The organism is Telluria sp. ZB4P36, assembly GCF_059685865.1.
This window is the reverse complement of sequence record NZ_JCASIE010000032.1, coordinates 15,197-35,479: the sequence shown is the minus strand read 5'-3', so window position 1 is coordinate 35,479 and position 20,283 is coordinate 15,197. Positions and strand designations below refer to the sequence as shown.

The 20,283-nt window shown below is 65.2% G+C and carries 18 protein-coding genes; 7 read left to right on the top strand and 11 right to left on the bottom strand.

The window, feature by feature from the left end:
- The first annotated feature begins 533 nt into the window (after nucleotides 1–533).
- Nucleotides 534–1,676, top strand: a complete 1,143-nt coding sequence (locus AC56LK_RS24365; protein ID WP_497187034.1) for an FAD-binding oxidoreductase — start codon at nucleotides 534–536, stop codon at nucleotides 1,674–1,676.
- Between the two features lie 216 nt (nucleotides 1,677–1,892).
- On the opposite strand, the gene secF is transcribed toward AC56LK_RS24365, so the two are convergent.
- The 5 genes from secF to queA all read right to left on the bottom strand — a co-directional run bounded on the left by secF (nucleotide 1,893) and on the right by queA (nucleotide 7,530).
- A complete protein-coding gene (secF, locus tag AC56LK_RS24360; RefSeq protein WP_497187033.1) occupies nucleotides 1,893–2,915 on the bottom strand; it encodes a protein translocase subunit SecF in 1,023 nt (340 codons plus the stop codon).
- Between the two features lie 2 nt (nucleotides 2,916–2,917).
- Nucleotides 2,918–4,807, bottom strand: a complete 1,890-nt coding sequence (gene secD / locus AC56LK_RS24355; RefSeq protein WP_497187032.1) for a protein translocase subunit SecD — start codon at nucleotides 4,805–4,807, stop codon at nucleotides 2,918–2,920.
- Between the two features lie 64 nt (nucleotides 4,808–4,871).
- On the bottom strand, nucleotides 4,872–5,204 hold the full coding sequence (gene yajC / locus AC56LK_RS24350) for a preprotein translocase subunit YajC (protein WP_277484156.1): 333 nt from the start codon (nucleotides 5,202–5,204) through the stop codon (nucleotides 4,872–4,874).
- Nucleotides 5,205–5,364: 160 nt separating this feature from the next.
- Nucleotides 5,365–6,504, bottom strand: coding sequence for a tRNA guanosine(34) transglycosylase Tgt (gene tgt, locus AC56LK_RS24345; protein WP_497187031.1), 1,140 nt, complete (start codon nucleotides 6,502–6,504; stop codon nucleotides 5,365–5,367).
- Between the two features lie 3 nt (nucleotides 6,505–6,507).
- On the bottom strand, nucleotides 6,508–7,530 hold the full coding sequence (gene queA, locus AC56LK_RS24340; protein ID WP_497187030.1) for a tRNA preQ1(34) S-adenosylmethionine ribosyltransferase-isomerase QueA: 1,023 nt from the start codon (nucleotides 7,528–7,530) through the stop codon (nucleotides 6,508–6,510).
- Nucleotides 7,531–7,635: 105 nt separating this feature from the next.
- On the opposite strand from queA, the gene recG reads away from it, so the two are divergent.
- Together recG and AC56LK_RS24330 are read left to right on the top strand one after the other, a co-directional pair.
- Complete coding sequence (recG, locus tag AC56LK_RS24335) at nucleotides 7,636–9,699, top strand: ATP-dependent DNA helicase RecG (RefSeq protein ID WP_497187029.1); 2,064 nt, start codon at nucleotides 7,636–7,638, stop codon at nucleotides 9,697–9,699.
- A 91-nt stretch (nucleotides 9,700–9,790) separates the two neighbouring features.
- Nucleotides 9,791–10,537: a hypothetical protein gene (locus AC56LK_RS24330; protein ID WP_497187028.1), complete on the top strand. Its 747-nt coding sequence runs from the start codon at nucleotides 9,791–9,793 to the stop codon at nucleotides 10,535–10,537.
- A 9-nt stretch (nucleotides 10,538–10,546) separates the two neighbouring features.
- Here AC56LK_RS24330 and AC56LK_RS24325 read toward each other — a convergent pair whose 3' ends face one another.
- The 5 genes from AC56LK_RS24325 to pyrC all read right to left on the bottom strand — a co-directional run bounded on the left by AC56LK_RS24325 (nucleotide 10,547) and on the right by pyrC (nucleotide 14,195).
- Nucleotides 10,547–10,915, bottom strand: a complete 369-nt coding sequence (locus tag AC56LK_RS24325; RefSeq protein ID WP_497187027.1) for a glyoxalase superfamily protein — start codon at nucleotides 10,913–10,915, stop codon at nucleotides 10,547–10,549.
- Between the two features lies 1 nt (nucleotide 10,916).
- Nucleotides 10,917–11,255: a hypothetical protein gene (locus AC56LK_RS24320; protein WP_497187026.1), complete on the bottom strand. Its 339-nt coding sequence runs from the start codon at nucleotides 11,253–11,255 to the stop codon at nucleotides 10,917–10,919.
- Nucleotides 11,256–11,317: 62 nt separating this feature from the next.
- Nucleotides 11,318–12,331 (bottom strand): Gfo/Idh/MocA family protein, encoded by a 1,014-nt coding sequence (locus tag AC56LK_RS24315; protein WP_497187025.1) that lies wholly within the window; start codon nucleotides 12,329–12,331, stop codon nucleotides 11,318–11,320.
- Between the two features lie 11 nt (nucleotides 12,332–12,342).
- Complete coding sequence (locus AC56LK_RS24310) at nucleotides 12,343–13,137, bottom strand: DUF3025 domain-containing protein (RefSeq protein WP_497187024.1); 795 nt, start codon at nucleotides 13,135–13,137, stop codon at nucleotides 12,343–12,345.
- An 8-nt stretch (nucleotides 13,138–13,145) separates the two neighbouring features.
- Complete coding sequence (gene pyrC, locus AC56LK_RS24305) at nucleotides 13,146–14,195, bottom strand: dihydroorotase (RefSeq protein ID WP_497187023.1); 1,050 nt, start codon at nucleotides 14,193–14,195, stop codon at nucleotides 13,146–13,148.
- A 281-nt stretch (nucleotides 14,196–14,476) separates the two neighbouring features.
- Between pyrC and AC56LK_RS24300 the strand changes: the two genes are divergently transcribed.
- Nucleotides 14,477–15,526, top strand: coding sequence for an NF038122 family metalloprotease (locus AC56LK_RS24300; RefSeq protein ID WP_497187022.1), 1,050 nt, complete (start codon nucleotides 14,477–14,479; stop codon nucleotides 15,524–15,526).
- 60 nt (nucleotides 15,527–15,586) lie between these two features.
- On the opposite strand, the gene AC56LK_RS24295 is transcribed toward AC56LK_RS24300, so the two are convergent.
- A complete protein-coding gene (locus tag AC56LK_RS24295) occupies nucleotides 15,587–16,312 on the bottom strand; it encodes an amino acid ABC transporter ATP-binding protein (RefSeq protein WP_497187021.1) in 726 nt (241 codons plus the stop codon).
- Between the two features lie 231 nt (nucleotides 16,313–16,543).
- Here AC56LK_RS24295 and AC56LK_RS24290 point away from each other — a divergent pair, with 231 nt between their 5' ends.
- The 3 genes from AC56LK_RS24290 to AC56LK_RS24280 all read left to right on the top strand — a co-directional run bounded on the left by AC56LK_RS24290 (nucleotide 16,544) and on the right by AC56LK_RS24280 (nucleotide 20,278).
- On the top strand, nucleotides 16,544–17,806 hold the full coding sequence (locus tag AC56LK_RS24290; RefSeq protein ID WP_497187020.1) for a dicarboxylate/amino acid:cation symporter: 1,263 nt from the start codon (nucleotides 16,544–16,546) through the stop codon (nucleotides 17,804–17,806).
- 81 nt (nucleotides 17,807–17,887) lie between these two features.
- Nucleotides 17,888–19,174 carry a metal-dependent hydrolase family protein gene (locus AC56LK_RS24285; RefSeq protein ID WP_497187019.1) on the top strand — a complete coding sequence of 429 codons (1,287 nt, stop codon included), beginning with the start codon at nucleotides 17,888–17,890 and terminating at the stop codon, nucleotides 19,172–19,174.
- A gap of 24 nt (nucleotides 19,175–19,198) precedes the next feature.
- On the top strand, nucleotides 19,199–20,278 hold the full coding sequence (locus AC56LK_RS24280; RefSeq protein WP_497187018.1) for a type II asparaginase: 1,080 nt from the start codon (nucleotides 19,199–19,201) through the stop codon (nucleotides 20,276–20,278).
- Nucleotides 20,279–20,283 lie beyond the last annotated feature (5 nt).

Here is a 20,283-nt window from a genome sequence, read left to right as displayed (position 1 = left end):
TTTGACAGACTGATTTGTTTGGCGACTATCAATCTACCAACATCAAACCTCCGCCACCACCTCCCGCTCAGTTCGTCAATCCCGTCTTCCCCCATTTCCCGCGAAGAACCAAAAAAATGCCCGCTCAGGGAGCGGGCAAAGTCCAAAACTAGGGATGTCCTGAAAGAGACGGTTCCACTATAAGCTTTCAGTGGTCGGCATTCCGTGCGCTGATTCACTTAGCGTCCGATACGCGCGGTATCGCAGCGCGCTACCGGCGCAGGATTGCCTTGGCAAGGCCGCCGGTTTTGCCGGAAGCTTCGGGTTCATCTTGTTGATCAACCCTGACGATTCCAGCACATGCATCCACCACGCCGCCGCTTCCTGGCCCAGGCCCTCGCCGGGGCCGGCCTGCTCAGCCTCGCGCCGCCGCAGGCCTTCGCCGCGCCCGGCATTGCCATCCCCAACGTCACCGGGCTGTATACTGTCGACGTCGCGCGGGTCGCGGCGCCGTCCTCCACGGAAGAGGTCGTACAGGCGCTGCGCACCTGGACATGCGCGGCATGCACCGGCTCATCCGGCTCGACGCAGGCGCGAAGCTGGCCCGGGTCCAGGCGGGGATGCGCTGGCGCGACCTGCAGGATGCAATCGATCCGCTCGGCCTGGCGGTGCACACCATGCAGAGCTATGCCAACTTCACCGTGGGCGGCGCCGTTTCCGTGAATGCGCACGGGCGCTATGTCGGCAACGGGCCGGTGGTGAATTCCGTGCGCGCCCTGCAGCTGGTGCTGGCGGACGGATCGGTGGTGGAAGCGACGCGTACCCGCAACGCCGAGCTGTTCCGTGCAGCCGCAGGCGGGTATGGCGCAGTGGGGGTGATCACCGAGGTCGAACTCGCGCTGGCACACAATACACGCATCGAGCGCATCGTCGATGCGCTCACGCTCGACGACTATCCGGCCTACTTCCGGCGCAACATCGAGGGCGCCGAATGCGTCTTCCACAACGCCGACCTGCTGCCGCCGCTGTTCGACGCACCGGTGGCGGTTTCCTGGCGCCGGACCACGAAAGCCCTGACCGAAGCGGCGCGGCTGGTGGCGCGCGGCCAGTCCTACGGCTTGCACCAGAACCTGCTGTTCGCCATGACCGAGCTGCCGCGCGGGGACCTGCTGCGCAGCAAACTGATCCATCCGCTGCTGCTGGCCAAGCCGGCGGTCAAGTGGCGCAACCACGAGGCCAGCCTGGACGTCGCCGAACTTGAACCGCGCACGCGCCGCATCTCGACCTATGTGCTGCAGGAGTATTTCATCCCGGTGCGCCACTTTGCCGCCTATGCCCGCGCCATGGCTGCCGTCATCCGGGAGCACGAGGCCGAGGTGTTGAACGTATCGGTGCGGCATTCGCCGGCCGACGAGACGAGCTTGTTGCCCTGGGCAAAGGAAGAAGTGTTTTCCTTCGTGCTGTACTACAAGCAACGTACCCATGCCGACGCCCGGCGCCGGGCGGGCGACTGGACCCGCGCCATGATCGACACCGCCCTCGCCTTCGGTGGACGCTATTACCTGCCCTACCAGCTGCACGCCACGCGCAGCCAGTTCGAGCAGGCCTATCCTGAAGCGGAGGAGTTGCGCGCGCTCAAACGCCGCGTCGACCCAGCGGGTCGCCTCGCCAACGCACTGTGGGCGACATATCTGTAAGACACCGTGCGCGCAAAAAAAAAACCCACTCCGGTGGGAGCGGGTGAAGTCCAAAACTAGGGATGTCCTGAAAGAGACAAGTCCACTATAGGGACCGGCCCCATGCGGTTCTGTGCGTTACCGCACGTAAACAGCCAAATTGCCACACGGGCTTGATCTGGATGTAAAAAATGCCGCCGCGGCAGGACCGGGGCGGCATTGTCAGGAGAAGGAAGCTTAGACGACGGCGCCGTCGGTCTCGTCTTTTTCCTTGACCGGCTTGATCAGGTCTTCGCGCTTTACGCCCAGCCACATGGCCAGCGCCGCGGCGACGAACACCGAGGAATAGATGCCGAAGCAGATGCCGATGGTCAGCGCGATGGCGAAGTAGTGCAGCGCGTGGCCGCCGAAGAACAGCATCGACAGCACCATCAGCTGGGTCGAGCCGTGGGTGATGATGGTGCGCGAGATGGTGGAGGTGATCGCATGGTCGATCACTTCCGGGACGCTCATCTTGCGCTGCTTGCGGAACATCTCGCGGATCCGGTCGAAGATGACGACCGATTCGTTGACCGAGTAGCCCAGCACCGCCAGGATCGCCGCCAGGACCGTCAGCGAGAATTCCCACTGGAAGAAGGCGAAGAAGCCCAGGATGATGATCACGTCGTGCAGGTTCGCGATGATCGCCGAGACCGCAAATTTCCACTCGAAGCGGATCGCCAGGTAGGCGACCACGCCGATGATCACCATCAGCAGTGCGTTCAGGCCGTTCTGGGCCAGCTCATCGCCGACCGCCGGGCCGACGAATTCGACACGCTGCAGGCTGACCTGTTCCTGGCCGCCGGCATTGACGCAGCTGGTGCGGTTGACCTGCTGGCCCTTGTCGGTCGTGACCTGGGTGACCTTCGGCGTGCCCTGCTCCGAGGAGCAGATGGCGTTGAACACCTTGGTCGAGGTGCCGGCCGCGGCCTGCCCTTCGACGATCGGCAGGCGCAGCAGGACGCTCTGGGCGGTGCCGAAGCTGGTCACTTCAGGCGCTTCGTAGCCGATGCCGCGCAGCGTGGTGCGGATTTTTTCCTGGTCCGCCGCATGCGGGTACTGCAGTTCCATCACGGTACCGCCGGTGAATTCGACCGAGTAATTCAGGTTCTTGGTCACCAGGAAGAACACCGCTGCCAGGAAGGTCACCGCCGAGATCACGTTGAGGATCAGCGCGTGACGCATGAACGGGATGTCCCGTTTGATCTTGAAAAATTCCATCTTTATTCCTGAGTAGCGTTTTGCTTGTTAGGCGTGAAACCCTCTTTCCAGACCGTGCCGATCGAGATGTGGGTCAGCTTCTTCTTGCGGCCGTACCAGAGGTTGATGATCCCGCGGGCCACGAACACGGCCGAGAACATCGAGGTCAGGATGCCCAGGCAATGGACCACGGCAAAGCCGCGGATCGCGCCCGAACCGAAGATCAGCAGCGCCAGGCCGACGATCAGGGTGGTGACGTTGGAGTCGAAGATGGTGTCCCACGCATGCTTGAAGCCGGCATTGATCGCCACCTGCGGCGGCGCGCCGGCACGCAGTTCCTCGCGGATGCGTTCGTTGATCAGGACGTTCGCGTCGATCGCCATGCCCAGCGCCAGCGCGATTGCCGCGATACCCGGCAGGGTCAGGGTGATCTGCATCATCGACAGGATCGCCAGCAGGAACAGCACGTTGGCGGCCAGGGCCAGCGCACTGACGAAGCCCACCACGTGGTAGTAGATGATCATGAAGATCGCGATCGCCACGAAGCCCCAGACGGTGGACTTCAGGCCGCGCTCGATGTTCTCGGCGCCCAGCTGCGGGCCGATCACGCGTTCCTCGATGAATTCCATCGGCGCCGACAGCGCGCCCGAGCGCAGCAGCAGTGCCAGCTCGTTGGCGTCTTCGATGCTGCCGATGCCGGTGATCTGGAAGGTCGAACCCAGTTCCTGGTTGATGGTCGGGGCCGTCGGCACGCTGTACACGCCTTTTTCCTTCAGCAGGACCGCCAGGCGCTTGCCGACGTTTTCACGGGTAGCCATGCGCATCCTGCGGCCGCCGTCGCCGTTCAGGTCGATCGAGACGGCCGGCTGCTGGTTCTGGTCGAAGCTGGCAACGGCGCTCGAGATGTAGTCGCCGGTCAGGATGATGTCCTTCGACACCACGACCGGGGCGCCGCGGCCTTCGGTGAACAGTTCCGAGTTCAGGGGGATGGCGGCGGTCAGTTCGGTGCCCGGGGTCACGGTCGAATCGACCATGCGCAGTTCCAGGGTGGCGGTGCGGCCGATGATGTCCTTGGCGCGCGCCACGTCCTGCACGCCCGGCAGCTGGACGATGATGCGGTCGGCGCCCTGCTGCTGGATCAGCGGTTCGGTGGTGCCCAGTTCGTTGATACGCTTGGACAGGGTGGCGATGTTCTGCTTCACGCCGTCTTCCACGGTGCGCTTGAGCGCCTCCGGCTTCAGGGTCACGACCAGCTTCAGCTCGGTGCCGTCGGCGGCATCGGCGAAGGCCAGGTCCTGCATTTGCTTGCCCAGCGCGGTGCGGGCGGCGGTGCGGGTCGCTTCGTCGCGGAAGCGCACTTCGACGCTGTTGCCGACGCGTTCGATGCCGGCGTGGCGGATGTTCTGGTCGCGCAGCTGGCTGCGCACGCTGGCCTGCACGCCCTTCACCTTGGTGTCGAGCACGGCCTTGCTGTCGATCTGCAGCAGGAAGTGCACGCCGCCGCGCAGGTCAAGGCCAAGGTTCATGGGCCTGGCGCCGATCGCCTCCATCCAGGCCGGGGTATTCTTCACCAGGTTGACGGTGACGATGTAATCGGGATTTTCCCGGTCACGGTTCAGGTCGCGCTCGAGCGCCAGCTTGGCCTTGAACTGGGCGTCGGTGGACGCGAAGCGTGCGCGCACCGAGGTGCTGTGCCCGGTGCCTTCGAGGGCAATCCCGGTGGTCGGAACACCGTTGCGCTTGAGCGCATCCTCGACCATGCCGACGGTGGCGCTGGTGATATTGACCGTGGTTTTACCGGTGGTGACCTGCAGTGCCGGCGATTCGCCGAAGTAGTTCGGCGCCGTGAACAGCGCTCCCAGCAGGAGCGCGACGGCGATCAATAGATATTTCCAGACGGGATAGCGATTCATAGTGTTCCAGCGTTCAATGTTGGGCACGATGCGGCCCCGGAGGGCCGCCGCGATGCTTACTGGCTTACAGGGCCTTCAGGGTACCTTTCGGCAGCAGCGTCGTCACTGCATTCTTCTGGACCACGATTTCGGTGCCGGTCGACACTTCGATCGTCACATAGGTATCGGCCACCTTGGTCACGCGGCCGAGGATGCCGCCGGCAGTCGCCACTTCATCGCCCTTGGTCAGCGCATCCATCATCGCCTTCAGCTCGCGCTGGCGCTTCTGCTGCGGACGGATCATGAGGAAATACATGACCACGAACATCAGGATCAGCGGCAGGAAAGTGGTCAGGCTACCCATCAGGCCAGGATCGGCTGCGGCGGTGGTTTGCGCGTACGCGTTGGAAATGAACACAAGTACTCCGATTGTGAGATTAAAAAAATAAGCGGTGTATTCTAGCACCGGCAGGGAGGCCGGGGCCAATCTGGAGGTATGTAGGTTTGCAATTCCAAATTGCAAGATGTTGTAGGAAATTTAATGCAATTGTGGGTGGACGGCCTGGCCGTCCGCCTCGTCAAACTCCGCGCGTGCGATCGGCCCTGAACTGGATCCGGAACTCGTTGAATGTGTCCGCATCGATCGCATCCCGCATCTCCTGCATGATCTTCAGGTAGAAGTGCAGGTTGTGGATGGTATTCAGGCGCGCGCCCAGGATCTCGTTCGAGCGGTGCAGGTGATGCAGGTAAGCGCGCGAGAAATTCTTGCAGCAGTAGCAATTGCAGGATTCGTCGAGCGGCGCCTGATCGTCCTTGTAACGGGCATTCTTGATCTTGACGTCGCCGAAACGGGTGAACAGCCAGCCGTTGCGCGCATTCCGGGTCGGCATCACGCAGTCGAACATGTCCACGCCATTGGCCACGCCCTCGACCAGGTCTTCCGGCGTGCCGACGCCCATCAGGTAGTGCGGCTTGTTCTCCGGCAGGCGCGGGCCGACGTGGGCCAGGATGCGCTGCATGTCTTCCTTCGGCTCGCCCACCGACAGGCCGCCGATCGCCAGGCCCGGGAAGTTGATGTCTTCCAGGCCCGCCAGCGACTCGTCGCGCAGGTGCTCGTACATGCCGCCCTGGACGATGCCGAACAGCGCGTTCGGGTTTTCGCCGCGATTGAACTCGTTCATCGAGCGCTGCGCCCAGCGCAGCGACATGCGCATCGACTTGGCCGCCTCTTCGGCCGTCGCGGGCCTCCCATCTATTTCGTAGGGGGTGCACTCGTCGAACTGCATCACGATGTCCGAGTTGAGCGAACGCTGGATCTGCATCGACACTTCCGGCGACAGGAACTGGCGCGAACCGTCGATCGGCGACGCGAACTTCACGCCCTCTTCCGTGATCTTGCGCATCGCGCCCAGCGAGAACACCTGGAACCCGCCCGAGTCGGTCAGGATCGGGCCATCCCAGCCCATGAACTTGTGCAGGCCGCCGAACTTGTCCAGCACCGCCGTACCCGGGCGCAGCCACAGGTGGAAGGTGTTACCCAGGATGATCTGCGAGCCCACTTCGCGCAGTTCGATCGGGTCCATCGCCTTGACCGAGCCGTAGGTCCCGACCGGCATGAAGATCGGGGTTTCGATGGTGCCGTGGTTGAGCTTCAGGCGGCCGCGGCGCGCGTGCGACAGGCCGCTGGTGTCTTTTTTCAGTAAGGTAAATTCGAGCATGGTTTAACGTGATCGGGTCGTGAGCAGCATGGCGTCGCCATAGCTGAAGAAACGGTATTCGCTGGCGATCGCATGGGCATAGGCCTTGCGGATCTCGTCGTAGCCGGCAAAGGCCGACACCAGCATCATGAGCGTCGACTTCGGCAGGTGGAAATTGGTGATCAGGCGCGTGACGGTTCTAAAGGTGTAGCCCGGCGTGATGAACAGCGCGGTGTCGCCGCTGCCGGCCGCCAGTTCACCGGTCTGCGAGGCCGATTCCAGCGCGCGCAGGGAGGTGGTGCCGACTGCCACGACGTCGCGGCCCGCCGCTTTCGCGGCGCGCACCGCGTCCACCGTCTCCTGGGGAATCGTGTACCACTCGGTGTGCATCTTGTGCGCCGACAGGTCCTCGACCCGCACCGGCTGGAAGGTGCCGGCACCGACATGCAGGGTAACGTACGCGAGCTTAATCCCTTTCTCGGCCAGGCGGTCCAGCAGCGGCTGGTCGAAGTGCAGGCCGGCGGTCGGCGCGGCGACCGCGCCCGGCTCCTTCGAATACACGGTCTGGTAGCGCTGCTCGTCGAATTCGTCGGCCGTGTGCTCGATGTAGGGCGGCAGCGGCAGGCGGCCGTGGGCCTCGATCAGCTCGAACACGTCCCCTTCGAAGTGGAGGGTGAAGAACTCGCCCGCGCGCTCGCCGGTGGTGACGTCGAAGGCATCTGCCAGGCGGATGCGGTTGCCCGGCTTGGGCGACTTGGAGGCGCGCACCTGGGCCAGCACCGTGCGGTTGTCCAGCACGCGCTCGACCAGCACTTCCACCTGGCCGCCGGTTTCCTTGACGCCGAAGAAGCGCGCCTTCAGCACGCGCGTATTGTTCATCACCAGCAGGTCGCCCGGCTGGAGCTGGTCGACGATGTCGGCGAAATGGCGGTCGGTGATACGGTCGTCATCGAGCTGCAGCAGGCGCGAGGCGCTCCGGTCCGGCAGCGGAAGCTGCGCGATCCGCTCTGGCGGCAGGTCGAAATCGAAATCGGAAAGCGAGTACATTGTTGTCAATTCTGGGAAAATGGATGCTGACAGCCTTACAATAGAGGCTGCAATGCGTGCGGCGAACCCTCTATTTTACGCCAGCAAAGCCCGAAATGCCGCAATATGCCCGCAACCAAGACCCCATCCGCCCCAAAAACTGTTGAATCCAAGCTTGCCCGGCTGGGCCTGCGCACCGATATGGACCTGGTGCTGCACCTGCCGATGCGCTACGAGGACGAGACCAAGGTGGTCACGATCCGCGAAGCCGCCATGCGCGGGCTCCAGACCTGGCAGGTCGAAGGCGTCGTGGTCAGGAATGAAATCACCTACAAGCCCCGGCGCCAGTTGCTGGTGCAGATCGCCGACGAGACCGGCGAGCTGCAGCTGCGCTTCATGAATTTCTACGGCAGCCAGGTCAAGCAATTGTCCGAAGGCGTGAGGGTGCGTGCCCGTGGCGAACTGAAGCACGGCTTCTTCGGCGCCGAAATGGTCCACCCGACCTATAAAGTGATCAACGAGGGCGCTCCGCTGCCGACTTCGCTGACCCCGGTCTACCCGGCCGGCGAAGGCCTGTCGCAAACCGTGATGCGGCGCGCGATCGCGGACGCCATGAAGCGGGTCGACTGGCGCGACACCCTGCCCAACGTTTTCCTCTCCCGCCTGCAGCTGTGGGACTTCGAACCTTCGGTGCGCCTGCTGCATTACCCGCCGGCCGACGTCGACGAATACGCGCTGACCGAGCGCTCGCATCCGGCCTGGACCCGCATGAAGTTCGACGAGCTGCTGGCCCAGCAACTCTCCCTGAAACGGGCGCAGCGCGCCCGGCGCGAGAAAGGCGCACCGCAACTGTGCGCGGTCGGCGCCCTGTCCGCCGCCTTCCTCGAGGCCCTGCCCTTCAAGCTGACCGGCGCGCAGCAGCGCGTGGTCAGGGAGATCGGCGCCGACCTGCGCGAAGGCTATCCGATGCAGCGCCTGCTGCAGGGCGACGTCGGCAGCGGCAAGACCGTGGTGTCGGCGCTCGCCGCGGCGCAGGCGATCGACAGCGGCTACCAGGCCGCCCTGATGGCGCCCACCGAAATCCTGGCCGAGCAGCACTTCCGCAAGATCGCGGCCTGGATGGAACCGCTCGGCGTCAAGGTGGCCTGGCTGACCGGCAGCCTGAAAAAGAAGGAAAAGAACGCGGCCAAGGAGCTGATCGAATCCGGCGAAGCGAAGCTGGTGATCGGCACCCACGCGCTGATCCAGGACACGGTGCAGTTCGCGCGCCTGGGCCTGGCGATCGTCGACGAGCAGCACCGCTTCGGCGTCGGCCAGCGCCTCACGCTGCGCAACAAGGGCAGCGACGGCCTGGTGCCGCACCAGCTGATGATGTCGGCCACGCCGATCCCGCGCACCCTGGCCATGACCTATTACGCCGACCTCGAAGTCTCGGTGATCGACGAGCTGCCGCCGGGCCGCAGTCCGATCGTCACGCGCGCCATCGACCAGAACCGGCGCGACGAAGTGATCGAGCGCGTACATGCGGCCGCGCAGGAAGGGCGCCAGGTGTACTGGGTCTGCCCGCTGATCGAGGAATCCGAGGTGCTGCAGCTGCAGACCGCCACCGAGACCTACGAGACCCTGGCCGAGGCCCTGCCCGATCTGCAGGTCGGGCTGGTGCACGGCCGCCTCAAGCCGGCCGAAAAGCAGGTGATCATGGATGCCTTCATCGAAGGCAGCATCCACGTGCTGGTGGCGACCACCGTGATCGAGGTCGGCGTCGACGTGCCGAACGCCTCGCTGATGGTCATTGAACACGCCGAGCGCTTCGGCCTGTCGCAGCTGCACCAGCTGCGCGGCCGCGTGGGGCGGGGTTCGGCGGCGAGCGTGTGCCTGCTTCTGTATCAGAGCCCGCTGGGACAGGTGGCCAAGCAGCGCCTGCTGACGATGCGCGAGACCACCGACGGCTTCGAGATCGCGCGGCGCGACCTGGAGATCCGCGGTCCCGGCGAATTCCTGGGTGCGCGCCAGTCGGGCGAGGCGATGCTGCGCTTCGCCGACCTGGAAGCCGACCAGTGGATCGTGGACAAGGCGCGCGACGTGGCCCAGTACCTGCTGGACAACGGCGACCGGCCCGAGTACATGGCAATCATCGATGCCCACCTGACGCGCTGGCTGGGCGGGCGCGAGGAATTCCTGAAGGTATAAGGCGCGATCTGGCGCAGCCGTGACAATCCGATAGACATGCGGCCCCTGAACCGGGCTATCGTGGCGGCTCGCCCACCATCCATGCACGGCCATGCCCATCTTCGGACTCGGACTCCACCTGATCGTCGCCATCTTCTTCGCCGTCCATGCCGTGCGCACGGGACGGCCGATGTATTGGCTGCTGATCCTGTTTTCTTTCCCCCTGCTCGGCAGCGTCGTCTACTTCGCGGCGGTCTTCCTGCCACATTCGCGCCTCGAACGCCAGGCCCGCCAGGCCGGGCACGCGCTGCAGAAGAAGCTCGACCCGGGCCGCGACGTGCGCGAGGCCCGGGAGGCCTTCGACCTGACACCGACCGCCCACAACCAGATGCGCCTGGCGGCCGCGCTGCTGGACAACGGGCAGACCGCGGAGGCGGTGGCGCAGTACGACGCCTGCCTGCAAGGCCCCTTCGCGGGCGACGCCGGCGTGATCCTGGGCGCGGCACGCGCGCAGGCGGCGCACGGCCAGCCGCAAGCAGCGATCGGCTTACTGGAGCAGTTGCAGGCGAAGCAGGCCGGCTATCGTCCGGAAGAAGTCGGGCTGGTGCTGGGCCGTGCCTATGCGGCAGCCGGCCGGCAGGAGCAGGCCGGCGCCCAGCTCGCGATGGTGGCGGAACGCTTCGGCAGCATCGAGGCGCGGGTGGAGCTGGCGCTGTGGGCGCTCGCCACGCGCGACGAGGCGCTGGCGCAGCGCGAGCTGAAGGAGATCGGGCACGCGCGCCGCCACATGACGAAGTACACCCTCGACCTGCACCGGGAGCTGTTCAAGCGGCTGGACGCCGCGACCGGAGCACGCTGAATGGAGGCTTCAGGTACTGATCGCGCTGGTAAAGGTCAGCCGGTTCCCGAAGGGATCCTTCACCGACATGTCGCGCGAGCCCCAGGGCGTGTCGCCGACATCCGGCCGGGCGTAGCCGTACTGCTTCGCCGTCAGCTCCGCATGATAATCGTCGATGTCGCCGACCTCGATGCGCATCGCTGCGCCGGGGCAGCAGTCGCCGTGGTGTTCGCTCAGGTGCAGGATGCAGCCGTCGCGCGATACCTGCAGGTAGAGCGGCAGGCCGGGCTCGAAGCGGTGCTCCCAGTCGACCCGGAAGCCGAGGAAGCCGACGTAGAATTCGCGCGCCTTCGCTTCGTCGAACATGCGCAGGATGGGGACGACCGTGCGCAGCGTCATCTCACTCGTCCCGGGTCAGTTCGACGCCATCCACCGTCATCTTCCACTTCCCGCCTTCGCGCCGCGGCGGCTTGCTGACCACGAAGGTGGAACGCATGAAGCTCACGCCGACGTCGAAATTGTTCCCGTTGAAGCCCAGCAGATCCAGGCTGAGGTCGAGGTTCTTGCCCGGCTGCTTGCGCTTGTACTTGACCTTGCCCTCTTTCGAAAGCGCCAGCTGCATGTCCTTGCCCTGCCAGCTGCCGACATAGGCCTGTTTGTCCGCCGGGACCGGATCGGCCCAGGCGGCGGCACTGGCAATCAGGCCGGCGGCCAGGACGAGGATTGTGGGGATGCGCATGGAAGCTCCGCTGACGAGGTGTCGAATCGTTCAGTATTCGCATGCCGTCCGCGCTTGTCAATTCAGACCGCATGCAACGGCCGGCCGCTCCTGCGGTCGCTGTCGTAGGCCAGCCCGACCTGGCGCCGGATCTCGTCCATCACGCCCATCAGCGCCAGCGTCTCCTCGAGCTTCATGCCCGGGCTCTCCAGCAGTCCGGCGCCGAAGCAGCGCTGGGCTTCCATCACTTCGTGGACGTAGCCGTTGCCGAGATAGGGCGTGTCGACCGTGCGCGTGCTGCCGTCGTCGAGGCTGACGCTGACGCTCTTCGCGCGGTGGAACATGGTGTTCATGCGCACGTGGCCGCGCGTGCCCGACACCGTCAGCTCGCAGGGCGTGCGTGCCTGGAACGAGCAGCTGCTCACCGACAGCCCGCCGCCTTCGTGCCTGAGCGTGAAGCCGGTCTGCACGTCGACCCCGGTCGCGCCCAGTTCGGCCTGCGCCCTGATCTCGGCCACCGGGCCGAGCAGCGCGGTGGCGATCGAGAGCGGATAGATGCCCAGGTCGAGCAGCGCACCGCCGCCGAGCTCCGGATTGAAGGCGCGGTGTTCGGGGCCGAAGTTCGCGGTGAAGCCGAAGTCGGCCACCACCTGGTGGACGGTGCCGATCTCGCCGGAGGCGATGATGCGCCGGACTTCGTCGTAGGCCGGCAGGAAGCGCGTCCACATCGCCTCCATCAGGAACAGGCGGCGCGAGCGCGCCAGTGTCACTACCTGCTCGGCTTCGCGCAGGTTCATCGTGAACGGTTTCTCGACCAGCACGCCCTTGCCGGCGCGCAGCGCCATCAGGGCATTGTCGGCATGCTGGGGATGCGGGGTGGCGACGTAGACCAGGTCGATGCCGGCGGCGTCGGCCAGCTCCTGGTACGAACCATAGGCGGCCGCAGCATTGAATTCCCGCGCAAAGGCCTGGGCCTTGTCCAGGCTGCGCGAGGCGACTGCCGCCAGCACCGCGCCCGGCACATCCCCTAGTGCGGTGGCGAAGGCGCGCGCGATCTTGCCCGTGCCGAGGATGCCCCAGCGTACTGCGTTTGCCATCGGTATTCCTTTCAGGTCGACTGCCGTTTTGGGCGGAAGACGGTGGTGTCGAGATAGAAATCCTGGTCCTGCCCGGGCCACCAGCCCGGCACGCCGAGCACCGGAAGCGGCGTGAAGCCGGCGGTAGTCAAGCCCTCACTGGTCAACTGCGCGGCCACGCGGGCGTCGAGCCAGGCGCGCCTGCCCTCCGGCGGCAGGGAAAGCACATCATCGCCCACGAAGATGACAAGCGTATGTGCGGTGATGGCCTTGCGCGGCGCCACCAGCTTCTCCATCAACGCGTGGCCAAACAGCCAGAGCTGCGCGTCGCTGCCGAACATGGCGCGCTTGTCGAACAGCGCGGCAAGCCAGCCGTGGGCACGCAGCGCGTCGACCAGCAGGCGTCCGGCACTGCCCTCGCGCACCAGCAGCAGCGCGGCGTTCTCGTCGAAGATGGTGGCGGCATCGCGCGCCGGGCCGCGCGACTTGCCGATGCCGGCCTGGGCGATCTGCGCCGCCTGCAGGGCGTTCAGCTCGCGCTTGATGAGCGGGAAGGTCTGCCACACCAGGCCGTTGAAGAAGTCGTGCAGGTTGTCGCGGGTCGGGACCTGGCCGGTGGCGCCGATGAATTCCTCATAGGCCCTCCCCTCCGGCAGCGCCGCCTGCGGCACGAAACGCAGCGGCAGGCCGGCGTGGTTGCGCAGACCGAGCGTCGCGGCGCTGCGGTTGAAGGCCTCGATGAAGCTCTCGTCCGCCAGGCCGAGGCGTTCGAAGGCCGGCCGCACCGTGTCGTACCACGGACGCGACCAGTCGATCTGCGACAACATGCAGTCCCTTAGACCATCTTCCAGTTGATGGTCTCGCCGGCGTTGAGCGGCACCAGCTGGTGTTCGCCGAAGGGGACGGTTTCCGGCAGGGTCCAGGTTTCGCGCTTGAGCGTGATCGTCCCTTCGTTGACCGGCAGGTCGTAGAAGGCCGGGCCATTCAGGCTGGCGAAGGCTTCGAGCTTGTCGAGGGCGCCGGCCTGGGCGAAGGCTTCGGTATACATCTCCATCGCATGCAGCGCGGTGTAGCAGCCGGCGCAGCCGCAGGCCGCGTACTTGGTGTGGACCGCGTGCGGCGCCGAGTCGGTGCCGAGGAAGAAGCGCTCGTCGCCGCTGGTGGCGGCGGTGACCAGCGCCAGGCGGTGTTCCTCGCGCTTGAGCACCGGCAGGCAGTAGTAGTGCGGGCGGATGCCGCCGCGGAAGATCTCGTTGCGGTTGTACAGCAGGTGGTGGGCGGTGATGGTGGCCGCGATCGGGCCTTCCGCCTCGGCCACGTACTGGGCCGCTTCCTTGGTGGTGATGTGCTCGAACACCACCTTCAGGACCGGCATGGCGCTGCGCAGCGGGCGCATGACGCGCTCGATGAACACCGCCTCGCGGTCGAACAGGTCGATGTCGTTGTCCGTCACTTCGCCATGCACCAGCAGGGGCATGCCGACTTCCTGCATCACTTCCAGCGTCTTGTAGCACTTCTTCAGGTCGGTGACGCCGGCGTCCGAATTGGTGGTGGCGCCGGCCGGATACAGCTTGACCGCGTGGACGAAGCCGGAATCCTGGGCGCGGCGGATCTCGTCAGGATCGGTATTGTCGGTCAGGTACAGCGTCATCAGCGGCTCGAAGGGCATGCCCTCCGGCAGCGCGGCCAGGATGCGCTCGCGGTAGGCGGCGGCGGCGGCGGTCGTGGTGACCGGCGGCCTCAGGTTCGGCATCACGATCGCGCGCGCGAACTGGCGTGCGCTGTGCGGCAGGACGCTGGCCAGCGCCGCGCCGTCGCGCAGGTGCAGGTGCCAGTCGTCGGGGCGGGTGATGGTGATCGTGTCGGGGGTTTCGATGGGGGACATGGCGGCTCTCGGATTGCGGATGCCGACATTTTACCGGAGCCATTGTACGCGGTGCAGCAAGCATGCGCCCCGTCATACATCCAGTGAAAATATTCTGACGGAAAACTTTACATGGTGCGGCGCAGCGTTCCGTTCGGAAAAATTTTTACTTTAATAAACATGTACTTATTTTTCTGGCCTGGAATTTGCTTACGAGACAGCAGCCGATTCAGTGGCAGCGGCGAGGCCGGCCAAAAGTGGATGTCGCCCCAGAATAATTTCAAATCACGGAATAGAGACCTATGAAAACCTTGAAGAACCTGCTGAAGATTGTCCCCCTGCTGGCATGCGCCTACGCAGGCTCCGCCCAGGCACTGACGATTAACTTCACCTACGATCCGGCCATGGATGCGCGGGCGCTGGCCGGCTTCCAGTCTGCCGCCGATCGGTGGCAAAGCGTTTTCACTGATGACGTGCAGGTCAACCTGAATATCGGTTTCAGCGCGTTGGGCGCTGGGATCCTCGGCTCGACTGGTTCGACCCAAGGCAGCCTCAGCTATGCCGGCTTCCGTCAGGCAATGGTTGCCGACGCCAAGAGCAGCATCGACAAGAAGGCCATCGCCAACCTGCCGGGGGGCCCGTGCCTGAGCGTCCTGATGAACGGCACCAACGTCAACCCGGCCGGCACCGGCAGCGGCGCCACCTTCCTTGACAATGATTGCGATGCCAATAACAGCACTATCCGCATGACCTGGGCGAACGCCCGCGCCCTGGGCCTGGTGCCAAACACTGACACCCGTTCGGATGGCAATATTTCCTTCAGCACTGCGTTTACCTGGGACTTCAATCCGAACGACGGCATCACCGCCGGCGCCTTCGACTTCATCGGCGTTGCCGCCCACGAAATCGGCCACGCACTCGGCTTCATCAGCGGCGTCGACGTACTCGACGCGAACCGTTCGGGCAACTTCTCGGATTCCCAGTTCGTCTTCATCTCGCCGACCGACGTGTTCCGCTGCTCGCCGGAGAGCGTGGCTGCCGGCGCCAACATCGACTGGGCCGCGGATGCCCGCGCCAAGTACTTTTCGCTGGATAACTGCACCACCACGCTGACCACCTTCTCGCTGGGCCGCACCAATGGCGACGGCCAGCAGGCCAGCCACTGGAAGGACAACCTGGGTATCGGCCTGCTGGACCCGACCGCTTCCCGTGGCGAGCTGCTGGCCATCAGCCAGTTGGACATCGCCATGTTCGACGCCATCGGCTGGGACGTCCCGGAACCGGCATCGATCGCCCTGTTCACGCTGGGCGCAGCCGCACTGGCCCGCTCGCGCCGCCGCAAGCAGAAGTAATCCGGCGGTCTGCATGAAGAACAACGGCGCCTGCGGGCGCCGTTGTCGTATCTGCTGAATCTAGTGAATGATCCGCGCCAGGAACTCGCGCGCCCGCTCCGAGCGGGGGGCGCCGAAGAACGCTTCCTTGGGGCTGTCCTCGACGATGCTGCCGTGGTCCATGAAGACGATCCGGTCGGCCACCTTGCGCGCGAAGCCCATCTCGTGGGTGACGACCATCATGGTCATGCCGTCCTGCGCCAGCCCCACCATCACGTCGAGCACCTCGCCGATCATTTCCGGGTCGAGCGCCGAGGTCGGCTCATCGAACAGCATCGCCACCGGGTCCATCGCCAGCGCGCGCGCGATCGCCACGCGCTGCTGCTGGCCGCCCGAGAGCTGGCTCGGGAACTTGTCCTTGTGCGCCAGCAGGCCGACCCGGTCCAGGTAGGCCAGGCCGCGCTCGAGCGCCTCGTCCTTGCCGCGCCCCAGCACCTTGACCTGGGCCAGCGTCAGGTTGTCGCGCACCGACAGGTGCGGGAACAGCTCGAAGTTCTGGAACACCATGCCGATGCGGGCACGCAACTGTGACAAATTGGTCTTCGGGTCGCCCACGTCGATGCCGTCCACGACGACCTTGCCCTGCTGGAAGGGTTCGAGCCCGTTGACGGTCTTGATCAGGGTGGATTTTCCCGAGCCGGACGGCCCGCACACCACCACCACGTCGCCGCGCGCGACCCGGGTGCTGCAGTCGCGCAGTACCTGGAAGCTGCCGTACCACTTGCTGACATTGTCGATTTCGATCATTTAGTGCCTGTAAATGCGCCGTCCTGCAACGGCTGTTGTGCGACCTGTTGTATACGGTGTAAGCATGCTTGACAGCATTTCTAGCGACAAGGATACTTCGGAACTTGCCTTACCTACCATAACGATCTGGCCGTTCCCCCTAGAAGCCAGCGTCAACACCGAATAATTCGACTTGCGACAGTGCCAATCCCTGCCGCCGGTTTTGCACAGGTCCAAAAGACAGGAAGCATTATGGATAAAAAGAACCGCTTGACCACCTACATCCTGATCGGCCTCGTGCTCGGCATCGTCGTCGGCTACGCGGCCAACACCAGCTTCGAGAACCCGACCGGGTTCGCGGACACGATGTCGCTGATCACCACCATGTTCCTGCGCCTGATCAAGATGATCATCGCACCGCTGGTGTTCTCGACCCTGGTGGTCGGCATCGCCAAGATGGGCGACGCCAAGGAAGTGGGCCGCATCGGCGTCAAGGCACTGGGCTGGTTCGTCATCGCCTCGGTCATCTCGCTGTCGCTGGGCCTGATCCTGGTGAACCTGTTCCGTCCGGGTGACGCGATGGCCCTGTCGGGCGCCGTGCCGCCGGTCGGCACCGCCTCGGGCATCACCACCTCCAGCCTGACCCTGAAGGACTTCATCACCCACCTGATCCCGACCTCGATCTTCGAGGGCATGGCCAAGAACGAGATCCTGCAGATCGTGGTGTTCTCGGTCTTCTTCGGCACCGCCGCCGCCGCCGTCGGCGCGCGCGCCACCCCGCTGATCGACGCCGTGGACGGCATCGCCCACATCATGCTGAAGGTGACCGGCTACGTGATGAACTTCGCGCCGATCGCCGTGTTCGCGGCGGTCGCCGGTGTCGTCGCCAAGAGCGGCCTGGGCGTACTGTCGACCTATGGCATCTTCATGGCCGAGTTCTACCTCGGCATCGTGCTGCTGTGGGTGGTGCTGATCGCGATCGGGGGGCTGTTCCTCGGCCGCCGCGTGCTGCGCCTGATCTCCGAACTGAAGGAACCGACCATCCTGGCCTATACCTGCGCCTCGTCGGAAGCGGCCTTCCCGAAGACCCTGGAAGGCCTGGAGCGCTTCGGCGTCAAGAACCGCCTGGCCGCCTTCGTGCTGCCGATCGGCTACTCGTTCAACCTCGACGGCTCGATGATGTACTGCACCTTCGCTGCCGTGTTCATCGCCCAGGCCTACGGCATCGAGCTGTCGCTGTCGACCCAGCTGACCATGATGCTGGTGCTGATGCTGACCTCGAAGGGCATGGCCGGCGTGCCGCGCGCCTCGCTGGTCGTGATCGCCGCCACCCTGGCCCAGTTCAACATCCCGGAAGCCGGCCTGCTGCTCCTGCTGGGCATCGACCACTTCCTGGACATGGCCCGTTCGGCCACCAACGTGATCGGCAACGGCATCGCCACCGCCGTGGTCGCGAAGTGGGAAGGCGACCTGGCGGAGCCGAACAAGGATCCGGCGGTCGCGCCGCTGCGCTGATCAGCGAGACAGGTATCACCATGAAAGGCCTTCCAGCGATGGGGGGCCTTTTTCACATAACGACAACATGAGGAGCGAGACATGAAACAGCTGTATGCGGCGGCAGGCCTGCTGCTTGTTGCGACCGGCGCCCACGCCGCCGCCCAGACCATCGACTGCGGCCGCCTGCTGGACGTCAAGAGCGGCACCTGGCGCGAGCGCGTCAGCATCGTGGTCGAAAACGGCGTCGTGAAATCGGTCGGGCCGATGACCCAGGCGGCAGGCAACGTCGACCTGTCGCGCCACGCCTGCCTGCCGGGCCTGATCGACATGCACGTGCACCTGACCAGCGAGACCGCGCCGGTGGTCGATGCCTACCGCGACCGGCTCACCGCCGATCCGCAGGACATGGCCTTCCGCTCGGTGAAATACGCCCAGCGCACCCTGATGGCCGGCTTCACCACGGTGCGCGACCTCGGCGCGGCCGATGGCCTGAACGTGTCGCTCAAGCGCGCCATCGCCGCCGGCGAAATCCCCGGCCCGCGCATGTTCACCGCCGGGAAGTCGATCGCCACCACCGGCGGCCATGCCGACCCGACCAACAACCTGTCCCACTTCCTGAGCGAGAAAATCGGCGCCCCCGGCCCCGAGAAAGGCGTGATCGACAGCCCGGAAGAAGGCCGCCAGGCCGTGCGCCAGCGCTACAAGGAAGGCGCGGACCTGATCAAGATCACCGCCACCGGCGGCGTGCTGAGCCAGGCCGCCAACGGCCAGAACTCGCAGTACACCGAGGACGAGCTGAAGGCCATCGTCAGCACGGCGAAAGACTACGGCTTCCGCGTCGCGGCCCACGCCCACGGCGCCGAGGGCATGAAGCGCGCGCTGCGCGCCGGCGTCGACTCGATCGAACACGGCACCCTGATGGACGACGAGACCATCGCCCTGTTCAAGAAGACCGGCCACTGGTATGTGCCGACCATCTCGGCCGGCCGCTACGTGGCGGACAAGGCCAGGATCCCGGACTACTATTCGGCGCTGGTGCGCCCGAAGGCCGCCGCGATCGGCCCGCAACTGCAGGCCACCTTCGCGCGTGCCCACAAGGCCGGCGTGAAGATCGCCTTCGGTACCGACGCGGGGGTGTTCCCGCACGGGGAAAATGCGAAGGAATTCGGCTACATGGTCGAGGCGGGGATGTCGCCGGCTGACGCCATTCGTTCGGCGACCGTGCATGCGGCGGCCCTGCTCGACCAGGGCAATCGCCTCGGCGCAGTCGAACCGGGCTTCGCGGCCGAAATCATTGCCGTCGAAGGCGATCCGCTGCGCGACGTGAAGCTGCTCGAGCAGGTGAAGTTCGTGATGAAAGACGGCGTCGTCTACAAGAAGCCGTAAGTTTTACCCTAGGAGAAAAGTACCATGATGTTCCAGAGTGTCAAGCGCGCCATGGCGGCGCTGTTCGCCTTCCTGTTCCTGATCGCTTCGGCGGCGCAGGCACAGAATGCCAGGCTGCCCAACGTAATCATCCTTGCCACCGGCGGCACCATCGCCGGCACCGGCGCCACCAGCACCACCACGGTCGGCTACACCGCCGCCACCGTGGGCGTGCAGGCGCTGATCCAGGCGGTGCCGGAGATCGCCAGGGTCGCGAACGTGAGCGGCGAGCAGGTGTTCCAGATCGCCAGCGAGAACATGGGCGACGCGCACTGGCTGACCCTGGCCAAGCGCGTCAACGTGCTGCTGGCGCAGCCGAACGTGGACGGCATCGTCATCACGCACGGCACCGACACGCTGGAAGAGACTGCGTATTTCCTGAACCTGGTCGTCAAGAGCAGGAAGCCGGTGGTGCTGGTGGGCTCGATGCGCCCGTCCACCGCGCTGTCGGCGGACGGACCGATCAACCTGTACAACGCGGTCAACCTGGCCGGCAACCCGGCGGCGGCCGGCCGCGGCGTGCTGGTGGCGATGAACGACCAGATCCACGCGGCGCGCGACGTCACCAAGGCGAACACCACCACTGCCGACACCTTCCGTGCGGCGGAACTGGGCATGATCGGCTATATCCAGGGCGGCAAGCCCTTCTTCTACCGCGAGGTGACGAGGAAGCACACCGTGGACACCGAGTTCGACGTGGCGAAACTGGATGTGCTGCCGCAGGTGGACGTGGCCTATGCCTATGCCAACGTAGGCGACGTGGCGGTGAAGGCGCTGGTGGCTGCCGGCGCCAAGGGCCTGGTGCACGCGGGCGTGGGTAACGGCAGCCTGCCGGCGAAGACCAGGCCGGCGCTGGTGGCTGCGCGTGAAAAAGGCGTGGTGATCGTGCGTTCGAGCCGTGTCGGCCAGGGCATCGTGGCGCGCAACGGCGAGGCGAACGACGACCAGCTGGACTTCGTGGTGGCGGATACGCTCAGCCCGCAGAAGGCGCGCATCCTCTTGATGCTGGCCTTGACCAAGACCAGCAATACCAAAGAGATCCAGCGGATGTTCTACACCTACTGAGTCAT